This window comes from Streptomyces sp. NPDC087310 (assembly GCF_044744405.1).
Lineage (GTDB): Bacteria > Actinomycetota > Actinomycetes > Streptomycetales > Streptomycetaceae > Streptomyces.
Map to the genome: position 1 here is coordinate 477,583 of NZ_JBIUYF010000007.1, position 15,440 is coordinate 493,022.

10 protein-coding genes are annotated in these 15,440 nt (G+C 70.8%); 8 read left to right on the forward strand and 2 right to left on the reverse strand.

The window, feature by feature from the left end; all coding sequences use genetic code 11:
• Positions 1-10 precede the first annotated feature (10 nt).
• The 4 genes from ACIO3P_RS27770 to ACIO3P_RS27785 are packed head-to-tail and all read left to right on the forward strand — an operon-like array spanning position 11 to position 6,270.
• On the forward strand, positions 11-1,654 hold the full coding sequence (locus ACIO3P_RS27770) for a condensation domain-containing protein (RefSeq protein ID WP_401853458.1): 1,644 nt from the start codon (positions 11-13) through the stop codon (positions 1,652-1,654).
• Positions 1,645-3,135, forward strand: a complete 1,491-nt coding sequence (locus tag ACIO3P_RS27775) for an argininosuccinate lyase (RefSeq protein ID WP_401853455.1) — start codon at positions 1,645-1,647, stop codon at positions 3,133-3,135. Before ACIO3P_RS27770 ends, ACIO3P_RS27775 begins: the two co-directional genes overlap by 10 nt.
• A complete protein-coding gene (locus ACIO3P_RS27780; protein WP_401853453.1) occupies positions 3,132-4,049 on the forward strand; it encodes a kinase in 918 nt (305 codons plus the stop codon). The genes ACIO3P_RS27775 and ACIO3P_RS27780 overlap by 4 nt, the downstream gene beginning before the upstream one ends.
• Positions 4,039-6,270, forward strand: a complete 2,232-nt coding sequence (locus ACIO3P_RS27785; RefSeq protein WP_401853451.1) for a pyridoxal-phosphate dependent enzyme — start codon at positions 4,039-4,041, stop codon at positions 6,268-6,270. The genes ACIO3P_RS27780 and ACIO3P_RS27785 overlap by 11 nt, the downstream gene beginning before the upstream one ends.
• A 48-nt stretch (positions 6,271-6,318) precedes the next feature.
• Here the strand turns inward: ACIO3P_RS27785 and ACIO3P_RS27790 are convergent, their stop codons facing one another.
• Both ACIO3P_RS27790 and ACIO3P_RS27795 read right to left on the reverse strand, forming a co-directional pair.
• Positions 6,319-8,661 (reverse strand): ATP-binding protein, encoded by a 2,343-nt coding sequence (locus ACIO3P_RS27790; protein WP_401853448.1) that lies wholly within the window; start codon positions 8,659-8,661, stop codon positions 6,319-6,321.
• A 1,628-nt stretch (positions 8,662-10,289) separates the two neighbouring features.
• A complete protein-coding gene (locus tag ACIO3P_RS27795; protein WP_401853446.1) occupies positions 10,290-10,430 on the reverse strand; it encodes a hypothetical protein in 141 nt (46 codons plus the stop codon).
• Between the two features lie 58 nt (positions 10,431-10,488).
• On the opposite strand from ACIO3P_RS27795, the gene dpgA reads away from it, so the two are divergent.
• From dpgA to ACIO3P_RS27815, 4 genes are all read left to right on the forward strand, one after another.
• Entirely contained in the window at positions 10,489-11,601 is a 1,113-nt protein-coding gene (gene dpgA, locus ACIO3P_RS27800) for a 3,5-dihydroxyphenylacetyl-CoA synthase DpgA (protein WP_401790865.1), read from the forward strand.
• A 20-nt stretch (positions 11,602-11,621) separates the two neighbouring features.
• Positions 11,622-12,362, forward strand: coding sequence for an enoyl-CoA-hydratase DpgB (dpgB, locus tag ACIO3P_RS27805; protein WP_401853444.1), 741 nt, complete (start codon positions 11,622-11,624; stop codon positions 12,360-12,362).
• A 35-nt stretch (positions 12,363-12,397) separates the two neighbouring features.
• Complete coding sequence (gene dpgC, locus ACIO3P_RS27810; protein ID WP_401853442.1) at positions 12,398-13,729, forward strand: (3,5-dihydroxyphenyl)acetyl-CoA 1,2-dioxygenase DpgC; 1,332 nt, start codon at positions 12,398-12,400, stop codon at positions 13,727-13,729.
• Between the two features lie 112 nt (positions 13,730-13,841).
• Positions 13,842-15,170: a PLP-dependent aminotransferase family protein gene (locus ACIO3P_RS27815; RefSeq protein ID WP_401853441.1), complete on the forward strand. Its 1,329-nt coding sequence runs from the start codon at positions 13,842-13,844 to the stop codon at positions 15,168-15,170.
• The last annotated feature ends 270 nt before the right edge of the window (positions 15,171-15,440 follow it).

The following is a 15,440-nucleotide window of genomic DNA, read 5'->3' on the forward strand; positions in this document are numbered from 1 at the left end:
ACCCCGCGCCATGACGGCAGGACCAGGGCGCGCGGCGGGCGTCGGGCCGCAGCCGGTTCCCGGTGCGACGCCGCGCGCCGTTCCCGCGTCCTCGGCACAGGAACGCGTCTGGTTCGCCGACCGGATGGCGCCCGACGCTTCGGCGTACCGGATCGTGGACGAGCTGGTCGTGCACGCCGAGGTGACCGAGGCCGACCTGCGGGGCGCCTTCGACCTGCTGGTGCGGCGCCACGAAACCCTGCGCACCGCCCTGCGGATCGTCGACGGACGGCTCACGCAGTACGTACTCCCACGGATCGACCCGGCGCTCCGCCACACCGACCTGACCGGCGCGGACGACGCCCGGCAGGCGGACGTCCGGCGTTCTCGCAGGGCAGAGCTGGTGCGGCTGCCCTTCGACCTGGAGCGAGCCCCCCTGTGGCGCGCGGAGCTGCTCGCGCTCGGGGAGACGGAATGGGCGGTCGTGTTCGCCGCCCACCACGTCATCTACGACGCCGCCTCACGGTTCAACCTCCACGTCGAGCTCACCGAGATCTGCGCGGCCGTCGAACAAGGGCGGGAGCCGAGGCTGCCGGAGCTCCCGCTGAGCTACACCGGCTACGCCCAGCGGGAGCGCGACCGGCTGTCGCCCCGCCGGCGCGCCGAGCTGGCCGCGTACTGGCGTACACGGCTGGCGCGGCTCCCCTCCGTCCACCGCCTGCCGCTCGACCGCCCGCGGCCCGCGGCCCGCACCTTCGCGGGGGCCGAGGTGCGGGCCGGCCTCCCCCCGGTGGTCACCGCGTCGCTGCCGGGCTCGGCACGGCGGCTCGGCACGGAGCCCGTCATGCTCTGCCTCGCCGCCTACGTGGCCCTGCTGCACGGCCACTCGGGGCAGGAGGACATCGTCGTCGGTCTGCCGGTGACGGGCCGTCGCCGGGCCGACGTGCTGCCGATGATCGGCACGTTCGTCAACATGCTGGTGGTCCGGGTCGATATGAGCGGCACTCCGACCTTCGCCGAACTGGTCGGCCGGGTACGGGCGGCGGCCCAGGTCGAGGAACGGTACGACATCCCCTTCCAGACCCTCGTCGAACTGCTGCCCGTGCCACGGCTGCCCGGGGTGCCGCCCCTGTACCAACTGGCCTTCAACCACGTGCCCGCCGACGGCGGCCCAGGGGCGGTCTCCTCCGGTTCCGCCGGCTGCGAGGACGACCTGCTGCTGGAGATCACGGCGGACACCGTCCGCATCGTGTACAACGTGGCACTCGTCGGGAAGAGCACCGCCGACGCGCTGCTCGCCGACTACCTCGCGCTGCTCGCCGCGGGACTGTCCGCGCCGGACGACCCCCTGCCGTGTCTCCCGGTCACGCCCCGGCAGGAGGACACCCGGGCGACACGCCCCGCCCGGACGGCCTCGGGCGGCACGCCACGCACCGCGACGCTGAAGCTGGTCGCCGACGCGTGGCGCGCCGTCCTCGGCACCGCGACGACCGACGTCCACGACGACTTCTTCCACCTGGGCGGTCACTCGGTGCAGGCCCTGCGCATGCTGGCGCGCCTCGCGGCGGAGCACGACGCCGAGCTGAGCATCCGGGCGTTCTTCGCCGACCCGACGGTGGCCGGTCTCGCCACCGAACTCGAACGCAAGCGCCCGAGGAGGACGGCATGGCGGTGACGGGCAGGATCGACGGCGTACCGAGCGACATCTGGCACGAGGAGGTGCTCGCCCCGCAGTTCGCCTACGAAGCGGAGCACCTCCTCGGACACTACCTCGCCATCGAGAAGGTCCTGCTGCTGGAGTACGTACGGATGGGACTGGTGGACGACACCGGGGCGGCCGGAATCGGAGCCCGGCTCGACTCGCTGACCCCGGACGTGGTCCGCGCCGACCCGAAGGAGAACATGTCGGACATCTCCTTCGCTGTCGAGCGGCATGTCCTGTCCGGCCCTGTCCCGCCGTTCCCCGCGTGGCACGTGGACCGCAGCCGCAACGACCTCCAGGTCTGCGCCCAGTTGATGTCCGCCCGCGAGAACCTGACCGCTGTCGCCGCCGACCTGCTGTCGCTGGGCCGTACGGTCACCTCGCTCGCCGCCCGGTACGCCGACGTGCCCATGCCGGGATACACCCATGCCCAGGCCGCGCAGATCATCAGCCCCGGCTTCCACCTCGCGGCCCTCGCCGCCGAGACCACGGTCACTCTGCGCAGGATGCTGCACACCTACGACGAGGCCGACGCCTGCCCACTCGGCTCGGGAACGATGGCCGGCCAGGAGCTCGCCTGGGACCGTGCGCGCATGGCCGGACTGCTCGGCTTCTCCGGCGTCCAGCCGCACGCGCTGGTGGCCGTCGCCTCCCGCGGCTGGGCCCTGGCGATGGCCGGCGACCTGGCCGGCTACGCGGTGACACTGAGCCGCTTCGCCACCGACCTCATGGCCTGGGGCGGCAGCGGTTTCGGCTTCCTGGACCTTCCCGACGAACTGTCGGGCATCTCCGCGGCCATGCCGCAGAAGCGTAACTTCCCCGTACTGGAGCGCATCCGCGGCCGGTGTGCCCACGTCGCCGGGTGCGCGGCCGACCTCGCCGCCGGGCAGCGCAACACCGCGTACACCAACACCGTGGAGGTGTCGAAGGAGGCGGGCGGCCACCTGCGCACCCAGTTCGACACCATGCGCTCGGTACTGCGGCTGACACGGGCGGTCGTCGCCGGAGCGGCCTTCTCGGCGGACCGGATGCGTGAGGCGTGTGCACGGGAGTACCTGGGAGGATTCACCCTCGCGAACCGGTTGACGCTGGAGTGCGGCATCCCCTGGCGGACGGCCCAGGTGATCTCCGGGCGGTACATCAAGCGCGCCCTGGAGAAGGAGCTGGGGCCGGCCGAACCGGACGGCCCGCTGCTGGCCGCGCTCTGCGCCGACGAGGAGTACGAGGTCGCGCGCGCCGACGCCCTCCTCGTCGCCGCCTTCGACGTGGACGAAGGACTGCGGGCCAAGCGATCGGCCGGCTCGGCCCACCCCGACGAGGTGCGGGCGATGCTCGCCGACCAGGACGGCGAACTCGCGAGTCTCACCCACGCGTGGTCGCTGCGCGAACGGCGGTCCGCCGACGCCGCCCGCCGACGGGACCACCTGCTGGCAACGGCCGAGCGGCGGTCATGAGGGAGCCGGCGCTGGTCACCCGCCGGCCGGGCGTGGACCTGCGCGAGGGCGTCGGCACCGCCTGCGGAACCTTCGGCGAACTGCTCCAGGGGGCGCTGCCCGACGGGGCCGCCTTCCTCGTCACGTTCCCCATCACCCGCGGCACCCGGGCGTGGTTCCGGTACGACCGCGACGGCCCGCTGAACGTCTTCCCCTCCCACAAGACCAAGTCGCTGCGGGTGGCGCGAGCCATGCTCGACGCCCAAGGGGCGGGCGGCGGCTCCCTGGTCCTCGACAGCGGCCTGGCCGTGGGGAAGGGACTCTCCAGTTCCTCCGCCGACCTGGTCGCCACGGTCAGGGCCGTGGGGGCGGTGCTCGGCGTGGACACCGGGCCGGCGGCCGTCGAGGGCTGGCTGCGCCCGATCGAGCCCACGGACGGGGTGATGCACCCGGGCATCGTGGTGTTCGAACACCGGAGGGTCCGGTTGCGCGCGTCGCTCGGCACGCTGCCCCCGGCCACCGTGGTGGCCGTCGACGAGGGCGGTCACCTCGACACGGTGGCCTTCAACCAGCGGCCCCACCGCCGCACGGCTGCCCAGAAGCACGAGTACGAGCGCCTGGTACGGGACCTCGCCACGGCCGTCGACCACGGTGACCTCGCCCGGGTGGGCGCGATCGCCACCCGCAGCACGGTCCTCAACCAGCGGCTGGTTCCCAAACGGAACCTCGACGCCATGATCCGGATCCGCGACGAGATCGGCGCTCTGGGCGTGGTCTGCGCCCACAGCGGCACCATGCTCGGCCTCCTGCTCGACGCCGCCGACCCCGACCACCGGCACAAGCTGTCGGCCGCCGCGGCGGCCTGCTCGCGCCTGCCCGGCACCACCACCGTCTTCCGTTCGTTCACGTCCCCAGGGAGCGCGCATGCGTTGTGACAGCGTCGTCGACGCGATAGGCAACACCCCGGTCGTACGGCTGAGGGTGGACGCCGCCGAGGGGGTCGAGGTCTACGCCAAGCTGGAACTGCTGAACCCCTACGCCATGAAGGACCGCGTCGCCCGGCAGATGATCCTCGAAGCCCGCCGGTCCGGTGCGCTCGAAGAAGGCGCCCCCATCGTGGAGAGCTCGTCCGGCACGATGGCGCTCGGAATCGCTCTCGTCGGCACCTCCCTGGGGCACGCCGTGCACATCGTCACGGACCCCCGCATCGACCCGATCACCCTCACCAAACTGGAGGCCCTCGGGTGCGTGGTCCACGTGGTGGAGGCGATGACCGGGCAGGGGTGGCAGGGTGCCCGGCTGGAGCGGCTCGCGGAGCTGATGAGCGGCCTGCCCGGCGCCTACTGGCCCCAGCAGTACAGCAACCCGCAGAACCCGGCCGCGTACCGCACGCTGGCCGACGAACTGATCGGGGACCTGGGAACGGTGGACGTCCTGGTCGGCGCCGTCGGCAGCGGCGGCTCCCTGTGCGGCACGTCCGCGGCGCTGCTGGAGCGGCTGCCCGGCCTGAAGGTGGTCGGTGTCGACTGCGTCGGCAGCATGCTCTTCGGCCAGCCTGACGTACCGGCCCGCAAACAGAGCGGACTGGGCAACAGCCTGTACCCGGACAACATCGACTACCGCCTCCTCGACGAGGTGCACTGGCTCTCGGACGACGAGGCGTTCGACGCCACCCGGCGGCTCGCCCGGGAACAGAAGATATTCGCCGGGAACACATCCGGGTCGGTGTACCGGATCCTGACCCACCTCGCCGCCGAAGCGTCGCCCGGCACCCGTCTGGTGGGAATCCTGCCGGACCGCGGCGACCGCTACGTCGACAGCGTGTACCGTCACCGGCCCGCCGGCCCCGTCGCCGCCCGGCCTGCCGAGGTCCCCTACGGCACGACGGTCACCCGCTGGTCGTTCGCCTCCATCCCGCGCGGGAACCGTCCCGTCCTGGCCTTCCTGGAGTCGAACACGACAGGGACCGGCATGCTCGCGCTGCGCACCGCGGTGCGGCTCGGCTTCGAGCCGGTCCTGCTGGCCAAGGACCCCACTCGCTACGCCGGCCTCGACGGCACCGGCTGCCGGACGGTCACCTGCGACACCGAGAGCGACGCGGACGTCCTCCGGGCGGTCCGCGAGGCGACCGGGAAGCGGACCGTCGCGGGGCTCACCACGACCAGTGACTTCTATCTGGAACACACCGCGCGGCTGGCCGCCGCGCTCGGCCTGCCGGGCCACGCCCCGGAGACGATGACGGCCTGCCGCGACAAGTCGCTGACCCGCCTGGCGCTGAGGGACGCGGGGGTGCCGCAGCCGGCTTTCGAAGTGATCGGCGACTGCGCCGACATCGCCGGTGCCGTCGCCTCCGTAGGTCTGCCGTGCGTGGTCAAGCCCGTGGGCGGATCGGGGTCGCAGGACGTGCTGTGGTGCGACGACATCGCCACGGCCGCGCAGCACGCCACACGCGTCCTGGCCGTCACCGCGAACGTCCGCGGACAGGCCACAGCCCGTAAGGTCCTGGTGGAGGAGTACACCCGCGGGCCCGAATACAGCGTGGAGATGTTCTGCGACCACGGGGAGGCGACCTGCGTAGGGGTGACCCAGCGCACCGTCAGCGCGCTGCCGTACTTCGTCGAGACCGGCCATGTCTTTCCCGCCGAGTTGCCGGAGGCCGCCTCCGGCGAACTCGCGGAGACCGCCCGCCAAGCACTCAAGGCGGTGGGCTTCGACCGGGGGCCGGCCCACGTCGAGATCAGGATGACGGACACGGGTCCCGCGGTCATCGAGATCAACGGCAGGCTCGCCGGCGGCATGATCCCCGAACTCGTCCGCGCGGCGACCGGGATCGACCTTCTGGAGCAGCAGGTGCGGGCCGCGGCCGGCTACCCCGTCCGGCTGCTCCCGAACCGGACCCGGCACACGGGCATCAGGTTCCTGACCGCGCGTCGGGCCGGACGCCTCGTGGCCATCACGGGAACCGCGGACGCGGAGCGTGTGCCCGGCGTCGAACGTGTGGTGACCACCGGGTCCCCGGGCCGTACGGTGCGGCCGCCGCAGGACGCCTACGACCGACTCGGCCATGTGATCGCGGGCGGCGGCTCGGTCCGGGAGGTCGAGGAGACCCTGGACGCCGCCGTGCGGCTGGTGGACGTGGTGACCGTCCAAGACTGACCGCCACCGTACGCCGACGCGGGTGCGGGCCGTACCCGCTGCGGGCGTCTACACGAGCGGACCGCCGTCGGCCGGCACCCCCCGGTCCCGGGGGGACAGCACGGTGGGGTGTGCGGTCGCCGTTCGCTGCTCCACCGCCCATGCGGCGATGTGCGCACGCGAGCGCAGGCCCAGGGTGGTTCTGATGTGGCGGATGTGCGTCTCGACGGTGCGCACCGACACATGTATACGGGCGGCGATCTGCCGGTTGGTCAACCCTTCGACCACCAGAGTGGTCACGTCCCGTTCCCGCTTGCTCAGCAGGCTGTCGGCAGCTTCCTCGGTGGTGCCCTTCGCCTGGGAGCCGAGGGCGAAGGCGAGGACATGGTGGTGCTGCATCGCGCGTCCGGCTTCGAGCGAGGCGCTGGCCCGGTTGGCCGGCAGGGCCCTCAGCGCCGCGGACCGTGCCGCGTCCACCCGCTCCTGCCACCACGGGTCACCCCACGAAGCACGCGGGCCGATCCGCTCGGCCGCCCCGATGAGCTGGAGCACCTTTTCGAACCGGTAGGCGCGGGCGGCGACGATGGCCAGTCCTTGCAGCGAGTCGACCGGACCGCGCGTGTGCACCGCGGGAGTGCGTGACGACTCGGCGAAGTACGCCTCCGCCGTCGGCAGGTCGTCCTTCTCAAGGGCGAGCGCACCCGCCGTGACCAGAGTGGTGTGCAGCCGCCGCGGCGACAACTTCACACGGAGCAGGGGCAGGACCTCCTTGATCACCTGCTCGGCCCGGCCCACCTCACCGTGCAGGAGCTGGTACCGGGCGAGACCGGCCCGGCAGAGGGCCGTCAGGGTCTCGTTGCGCAGACGATGGCTGATCTTCAGGCACTCCCACAGGTCCGCCACCGCACTGCCCTGGTCGCCGCGTGTCTCGTGGAGCGCGCTGCGCAGCAGCAGGAGACGACCGAGGGACGGGTCGCGGTCCTGGCCGCGTTCCAGCTCCACGGCCTGCGCGGCGTAGCGCAGGGCCGCGCCGTAGTCTGCCTGCTGCCCGGCCAGGGCGGCCGCACACGCCAGGGCGACGCTCCGGTAGGACGACTCGATGCCGCGGTCCAGGACGTGGGAGACCAGCCTCAGCGTGTCGCCCGCGGATCCCCGTGACAACTCCACCGCGGCCAGTGCGCCGACCAGGAGCAGTTGGCGCTCGTCCGTGCCGGTGATCAGCCAGCGGAGGGCATGGGTGAGATTGTCGTGTTCCTCCTCCAGGCGCCGGAGCGCCGCGGGCTGGATGAAGATCTCCCTGTGGAGCGGTTCCGACAACCGTGTCAGCCAGGTCACCAGCCGCCCGTACGTCTCGGTGTCCTCGCTTTCGGCAACCAGCCGTTCGTGACCGAAACTTCGCATCGATTCCAGCAGCCGGAACCGGGCCAGGCCGTTCTGATCGGTGTACGGGGTGATGACGGACTTGGCCGAAAGAGCGATCAGCAGTTCGGACGTTCCCGGTTTCGCCGCGTCGTCGTCGGCGGCCACCGCGGCAGCAGCGTCGAGCCCGAACCCGCCCGGTATGACGGACAGTCTCCGCAGCAGCGACCGTTCGGCTGGATTCAGCAGGTCGTAACCCCACTGGAGGGAGGCCCGCAGGCTCTGATGCCGTTGGTCCGCCAGGCGCCATCCGTTGGTCAGCAGGGACAGGCGGTCGTCCAGGCGGGCCCTGACCTCGGCCGACGGAAACATCTTCATCAGCCGGGCGGCCATCTCGATGGGGAGCGGCAGGCCGTCGAGCCGGATACAGATCTCGCCGACGTGCCTGGCGTTCTCCTGGGTGAGCTGGAAATCATGCACCACCGCTCGCGCCCGGTCCAGGAAGAGAAGCACGGCGTCCGACCGCAGACACTCCGAGAAGAACGAATCGCCGTTCATGTCGGGCAGCGCCAGACCGGACAGCGAGAATATCGCCTCCCCCGGGAGACGCAGCGGTTCACGGCTGGTGGCGACGACCCACAGACACGGATGTCTCGGCAGCAGTTCACTGAGGATCAACCCGCACTCGTCCAGGACGTGTTCGCAGTCGTCGAGCACCAGAAGGCGGTCCCGCTCGTTCGTGTACGGGGCCGCCTGAGGTGCGTGCCGAGCACTGTCCTCGGCCGACTCGCCGACGGCGATCAGGATCTGCCGTCGTATCTCGTCGATGTGGGTCAGCGCCGCCAGCTTCACGACGGCGACTTCGCAGTGCCTGCTCCGCTGCTCCTGACCGGCCAGTTCCAGGGCCAGGCGCGTCTTGCCCACCCCGGCGGGTCCCGTCAGCGTCAGCAGCCGTACGCTACGGAGTAACCGGCTCAACTCCACCATCTCGTCGGTCCGGCCGACAAAGCTGCTCAACTGGGTCAAGGGGCCGCCGCCGAGCGCCGTGCCCATCCCGCCGGCTTTCTGCCGCTGCCGATAGGAACGCTGTCGGCAGGCGTTCGAGCAGTACCGGGAGCGAAGCGGAGTCGCGCTCTCGGGGTTTCTCTTGTGCATGTGATTGCCGCACATGTCGCAGGAAACAGTGGTGTGGGGGGATTCTGAGGTCAATTCCGGCACCTCTCGGTAAGTGCTGCCTTGCGTTGACGTCGCTCCGTGTCATGGGGGAGTCACATCTTCTGTGACTGAGGGGTTTCGCGACGATGGCGTACGGCTGTACAGCGTGAAAGAGGCCGGATCACCCGCCGGCGAACGCGGTGGTGCTGGTCGCCGGAAGTGAACTCCGAGGCGCGGCCCAGCGCGAGAAGGGCGCACCGGCACCACCCGGCCGGGGACGGCCACCCGGGGAGAAATGGAGGGAGGAAGAGATGTCGCCACGGATGAGAATCTGGCATGTGACGTTCCGCCGGGCGGCTTTGGGGCGCCGCCGCAGTCGCAGTCGTGCCATGGTGAGCGCCGCAGCGTGGTCGGTTATCGGCTCAGGGGAGTGGCGGATGGGGGAGAGGCCGGTGCTTTCTCGTGCCTCCTGCTGTGGGACGCCACGGCTTTTGACCGGTCGACATCCACGGCACGTACGCTTTCCCCGCGCCGGGAGATGAAAGGCCGCTGATGAGCTCATTCACGTGGGTAAGACGCAAACCGGAGCTCTCCTTTCGGGTTCCGGACCTCGATGTCACTTTCGTGACCGTGTGGTAGCTGCACCCCGTCAGCGGTTCGGTGTCCCATACCAATCACGCCGCGCTTGCATCTAATCATGATTGAACGCATGGCCCCAAGCCCGTTCTGTTGTGATCGCTGCCCGAATCCTGCCCGCATACAGCCGTGAATTGCTCCCCTTTATTCCAGAAATACCGTAAGTGCGCTGCCCCTTGGGTGGTTCCGTCCCGGGCGAGCGGCCCCTCCGCCTGGGCGCGCAGGGCGTCGGCCCGGGGCGCGCTCTGTCGGCCCCGGACGCGGGTCGCGGGTGGGGAGGTTGTGCTCCTCGGGGAGCTCCCGGACGGTGGGGACGACGACTCCGAGGCCCGGGGTTCGGGCCGGCCGGACGGCGGCCGGAGGGCCGGCCGGGCGTGAGTCCCGGGAAGGGCGCCGACCGCCGGCGGCTCTCCCCGGGATTCCCGGGTCGCACCGGAGTGCGGTGGCAAGGACGACCGTGGCTGTCACGGACGATCGGCCTCCCGTAACTGCGGCAAGCACTGGTGCCGCTCACGGAAATTTTCTGGAGCATCACGTTCATGTCGAGGCGAATGAAGAACGGGTGGTCCGTCGCGTGCTGCTGAGTGATTGTTTGGACGCGTGGTCACCGTGTGCGAAATAACCGCCGGGATCGGCGAAGACCCATGCCTCGTACGAAGGGGAACCGCCCTCCGTTCTCCTCCGTGCCGCTCTCGTCCTCGAGAACCCGGGGCACACGGAGTCCGGCGGCGCCCCGCCGGGACGCTCCGGGCGGAGCGGCGCTCCCCCGGCTGACCGCGTGCGGCGAGGGCGTGGACCGGCAGCGGCACTCCGCCGCCCCGGCACCACGCCGAAGAGACGTCCGAGGGCCTCGGAGGGCGACCCCGGCGCCGCCTCGCGCTTCCTCGGCGTCACGGGCCGCCGCCGCACCCGGACGGCACCGACGGCTGTTCGGCGGCGCACTCCACGGGTTCACCCTGGCCACCGTCCACGACGACGGCCCCGCGGACCACCGCGTCCGAGTCCGGCGGCCCGGCGGCCCGGCGGCTCACGCGGCCGCAACCCGCGACCGGTCGGCCGGACCGGTCCCGTGTCATACGGAGGAGAAACGTGCGCGCAACGCAGCAACCGGCGGCCCCGGCTCCGGAAAGCCCTCCGGAGCGGACGGGCTCCGGAGCCCCGGGTATCGCCGGTGTCGGCACCGCCGTGCCGACGACCTCCTACACGCAGGAGGACATCCTCGACACCTTCGGCATCACCGACCGGCGGATCCGCTCCGTCTTCCTCGGCGGTGCCATCGAACGCCGTAACCTCACCCTGCCCCCGACCGGCCCCGACGGGCTCCCCGTCGTCGAGTCCCAGGGCGACCTGCTGAGCAAACACGCCGCGAGCGGGCTGCGGATGGGACGCGAGGCCGTCGGACGCTGCCTGAAGGACGCGGGCGCCGTACCCGGCGACATCCGATACCTCTGCTGCGTCACCTCCACCGGACTGCTCACCCCCGGGTTCTCCGCGCTGCTCATCAAGGACCTGGGGATCGAGCAGTACTGCCAGCGCCTGGACGTCGTCGGCATGGGCTGCAACGCCGGGCTGAACGCCCTCAACGCCGTCGTCGGCTGGGCGGCCGGCCATCCGGGCGAGCTCGCCCTGATGGTGTGCGTCGAGGTCTGCTCCGCCGCCTACGTCTTCGACGGCACCATGCGCTCCTCGGTGGTCAACAGCCTGTTCGGCGACGGCGCGGCGGCCGTCGCGGTCCGCGCCGCTCCACAGGAACCCCCGCAGGACCCGGCCCTGCTGCGGTTCGCCAGCCACATCATCCCCGAGGCGGTCGACGCGATGCGCTACGACTGGGACGACGGACACGGCAAGTTCAGCTTCTACCTCGACCCCGAGGTCCCCTACGTCGTGGGGGCCAACGCGCGGACCGCCGTGGCACGGCTCCTGGAGGGCACCGGCCTGCGCGTCGGCGACATCGCCCACTGGGTGGTGCACTCCGGCGGCAAGAAGGTCATCGACTCGGTCCGCGTGAACCTCGGACTGTCCCGGTACGACGTACGGCACACCACCGGGGTCCTGCGCGACCACGGCAACCTTTCCAGCTCCTCGTTCCTGTTCTCCTACGAGCGACTGCGTGAGGAGGGGGTCGCGGAATCCGGTGACCTCGGGGTGCTGATGACGATGGGGCCCGGGTCGACCATCGAGACGGCCCTGGTGGGCTGGTGACGGAAGAAAGGTTCGCCGACATGAAGACCGAGCCCGACCGGACCCCGCTCCCCGACGACCTGGGCATCCAGGCCCGGCTGGACGGCGGCGGCCCGCTGCCCGAGTTGACCGCGGCGTTGAACACCGTGTGCGAGGAGGCCGAGGAACAGCGCGAACGGACGGTCGTCGCCCTCCGGTTCGCACCCCCACCGCCCGGGGCCCGCGAATGGCCCGGCGAGGTCTCCATCCACGAGGTCAACCGCTGGGAACGCGCCGTCCGTCGCCTGGAACGCCTCGACAACGTCACCGTCGCCGTGGCCCAGGGCACCTGTGGCGGCCCCGTCCTCGACCTGCTGCTGGCCGCCGACTTCCGGATCGGCACCCCCGACCTGAAGCTGCTGCTTCCGGTCAACCACGGGCAGTTCTGGCCCGGTATGGCCCTCTACCGGCTCGTCCGGCACATCGGTCCGGCCCGTGCCCGTCGCATGGTGCTGTGGGCCTCCGACATCCCTCTCCCCGACGCCGTCGAACTCGGCATCATCGACCAGGTCAGCGACGACGTGTCCGGGGCCGTCCGCAACGCGGCCCTGCTGCGCGGAGGGCTCTCCGGCGGTGAGGCCGGGATCCGCCGCCGGTTGCTGGAGGAAGCCGCTTCCGCCGAGTACCAGGACGCCTTCGGCGCGCATCTCGCCGCCTGCGACCGCGAACTGCGCCGCTTGCGGAACAGCGGGCCCGGCACCCCGGCCGGGACAGCGGCGGGCCGCGCGGGGGCGGCCGGATGAACGCCGGTGCGCCCAGCGGCGCCGCCCTCGATCCCATGCCCGAGCCGACCGGCGGCGTCGATACGGACGCCCGCCGCCTGGCCGAGTACATCGCCGGAACGGAGCGGCAGCTCGCGGCACTGCCCCCCGTTCCCGACCGCGCCCCCGACGACCGAGGCCGCGCCGCCGCCGTCCACGCGCACGCCCGCCGGGCCCGCCGGGCCTTCCTCGCCCGGCACACCGAGGCCGTTTACGGGGTGCTCACCGACGGTCTGACCCGCCCTGTACGCCTGGCGGACCTCGTCCACGAGGCCGCCGACCGGTTCCCTGGCCTGGTGCCGACCCGTGCCCAGATGGCGGCCGAGCGGCGCTTCGTCCAGGTGGAGAGGGAGGGCCGGGAGGTCGACCAGGGCATTTTCTGCGGTGCGGTGCTGCGCTCGCCCACCGCCGGCCGGCACCTCGTCGAAACGATGCTCAGGCCCACCCCACGCGCCCTCACGATGCTCGACGGCTTCCGCACCACGGGCCGGATCGAGCTGGACACCGTGTACCTCGAACGTCAGGGTGCCGCCGGTCACATCGAGTTCCGCAACGCCGACCGGCTGAACGCCGAGGACGACCGGCTGATCGCCGACCTGGAGACCGCTGTCGACCTCGTCCTGCTCGACGATGCGGTCAAGGTCGGTGTGCTGCGCGGCGGCACCGTCGATCACCCCAAGTACCGGGGACGGCGTGTCTTCAGCGCCGGGGTCGACCTGACCGACCTGCGCGACGGGCGTATCTCCTTCGTCGAGTTCCTCCTGGGCCGCGAGCTCGGCTACGTCAACAAGATGCTCCGCGGTCTGCTCACCGCCCCATCGCCCGGTGACCGGTACGAACGGAGCGTCGGCAAGCCGTGGATCGGCGCCGTCGACACCTTCGCGATCGGCGGTGGTATGCAGCTCCTGCTCGTCCTTGACCACGTCATCATCGAGGAGAACGCCTACATCAGCCTGCCCGCCGCGGAGGAGGGTATCGTGCCCGGCCTCGGCAACCTCCGGCTCACCCGGCTCACCGGGGCCCGGCTGGCCCGGCAGGTGGTGCTCGGCGGACGCCGGATCGCCGCGACGGAGCCGGAGGCCCGCTATGTGTGCGATGCCGTGGTGGCCGCGGAGGACATGGACGGCGCCGTCGACAGGGCCGTCGAAGGGCTTTGCGCGCCCGCGGTCCCGGCCAATCGCCACATGCTGACCGTCGCCGAGGAACCGCTCGACCTGTACCGCGCCTACCTGGCCGAATTCGCCGTCGTACAGGCCGAACGCGTCTACGCCCCGGACGTTCTGGCCAAGGTCGAACGGCGTTGGCAGGAACGCGAACGGCGGCGCGCGGCACGGGGGAGCGTCCGGTGAGCACCGTACCCGGCCGGCGGATCCTCACGGCAGATCCTCACGGCGGGACGGAGAGCGTGGTGACGGTGGTTCGGCCGGGGTGGGCTCGCGCGGGCATGAGGAGGTCAGGCGGATGAGACTGCATTCCTCCTCGTTGCACAGCTCCTTGCGGGATCCGGTCATCGGCTCGATCGGATTTCTGAACGAGGTGATGAACCGCTATCCGGAAGCGATATCCTTCGCACCCGGCGCGCCACATCCGGACACGCTCAAGGACATCGACACCGAACGGTACGTCAGCGGATTCCTCGACCATCTCGTCCAGAAGGGACGGAGTCCGGGGCAGGCACGTCGACTGCTTTTCGAGTACGGGCCGAGCAGCGGCATCATCAACGACATTGTCGCCGACGCCTTGCGCCGGGACCACGGGATCGATGCCCCCGCGCACTCGCTCGTCATGACGGTCGGTGCTCAGGAAGCGATGCTGCTCGTGTTGCGAGCGCTGTTCCGCTCGGCCGAAGGCGTGCTCGCGGTGGCCAATCCGTGCTTCGTGGGCATCATCGGTGCGGCCCGGCTCCTGGACATCGATGTGATTCCGGTCGACGAGACCGACGCCGGGATCGATCTCGACGGTCTGGAGCAGACGTGTCGTTCCTCCAGGAAAGCCGGCCGGCCGGTTCGTGCGCTGTACGTCGCACCCGATTTCTCCAATCCTGGTACGGCACGTATGTCGCTCGGCTCCCGTCGGCGACTTCTCGACCTTGCGGAGCGCGAGGACTTTCTCGTCATGGAGGACAACGCTTACGGATTCACAGCGGCGCCCGGAGCGGAACTTCCTCCGCTCAAGGCGCTTGACACCGCTCAGTGTGTGGTGCATATCGGCACGTTCGCCAAGGTCGCCTTTCCGGGAGCCAGAGTCGGCTATGTGATCGCCGACCAGCCGATCGGCTCGCCTCCCGGCGAAACACTGCTCGCGGACGAACTGGCCGCCGTGAAGGGCATGGTCACCGTGAACACGTCCCCCCTGTGCCAGGCCGTGATCGGCGGGATGCTTCTGGAACACGGAGGCTCTCTGATCGAGTTGAGCCGTCGCAAGTCCGAGATCTACCAACGGAATCTGACCTGCCTGGTCGACGCGTTGGACCGGCACCTGGGAGACGGATCGCATCCCGGAATCCGCTGGAACCGCCCTCGCGGCGGATTCTTCGTCCGGGTGCGGCTGCCCGTCCCCGCGGACGCCGCTCTGCTGGAGGTGTCCGCGGCCGAATACGGTGTGCTGTGGACTCCGATGCGGCAGTTCTACCTGGATCAGGCAGGTGATCACCAACTTCGGCTTTCGTGCAGCTACCTCGATCCCGAACAGATCGAGGAGGGGGTGCGACGCCTGGCCGCCTTCCTGTCGGAGGAAGTCGAACGCAGGTTGACAGCGGCAGGCACCCTGCTGCCGGAAGAGCGCCAGTGAAGGCCGCCGGAAGGGAACCATCCCAGGCCAGGTGCCCCTTTCCCGTCTTCCTGGAAGAGGCCCAGCTTCTTCGGCGAGTACGGTACGAGCAGATTCTTCGTCTGCGGGTGGTGCTGGTGGTGCAGGGCTGGTGTGCAGGTTGACCTGCTCAACTGCTCAAATTGGATGTGGATGATGGCTGCTTGGTCCGTGCATGGTTCGGATCTTGGTCCGCACTCTGGGCTTGGACGAGGATCCAGGGGCGCGGACAGCTCTGCTTGCAGAGCGGCT

Coding starts and splice junctions, on each gene's coding strand:
- ACIO3P_RS27770 (WP_401853458.1), top strand. CDS start 11: ATGACGGCAGGACCAGGGCGCGCGGCGGGCGTCGGGCCGCAGCCGGTT.
- ACIO3P_RS27775 (WP_401853455.1), top strand. CDS start 1,645: ATGGCGGTGACGGGCAGGATCGACGGCGTACCGAGCGACATCTGGCAC.
- ACIO3P_RS27780 (WP_401853453.1), top strand. CDS start 3,132: ATGAGGGAGCCGGCGCTGGTCACCCGCCGGCCGGGCGTGGACCTGCGC.
- ACIO3P_RS27785 (WP_401853451.1), top strand. CDS start 4,039: ATGCGTTGTGACAGCGTCGTCGACGCGATAGGCAACACCCCGGTCGTA.
- ACIO3P_RS27790 (WP_401853448.1), bottom strand. CDS start 8,661: ATGGGCACGGCGCTCGGCGGCGGCCCCTTGACCCAGTTGAGCAGCTTT.
- dpgB (WP_401853444.1), top strand. CDS start 11,622: ATGAAGACCGAGCCCGACCGGACCCCGCTCCCCGACGACCTGGGCATC.
- dpgC (WP_401853442.1), top strand. CDS start 12,398: ATGCCCGAGCCGACCGGCGGCGTCGATACGGACGCCCGCCGCCTGGCC.
- ACIO3P_RS27815 (WP_401853441.1), top strand. CDS start 13,842: ATGAGACTGCATTCCTCCTCGTTGCACAGCTCCTTGCGGGATCCGGTC.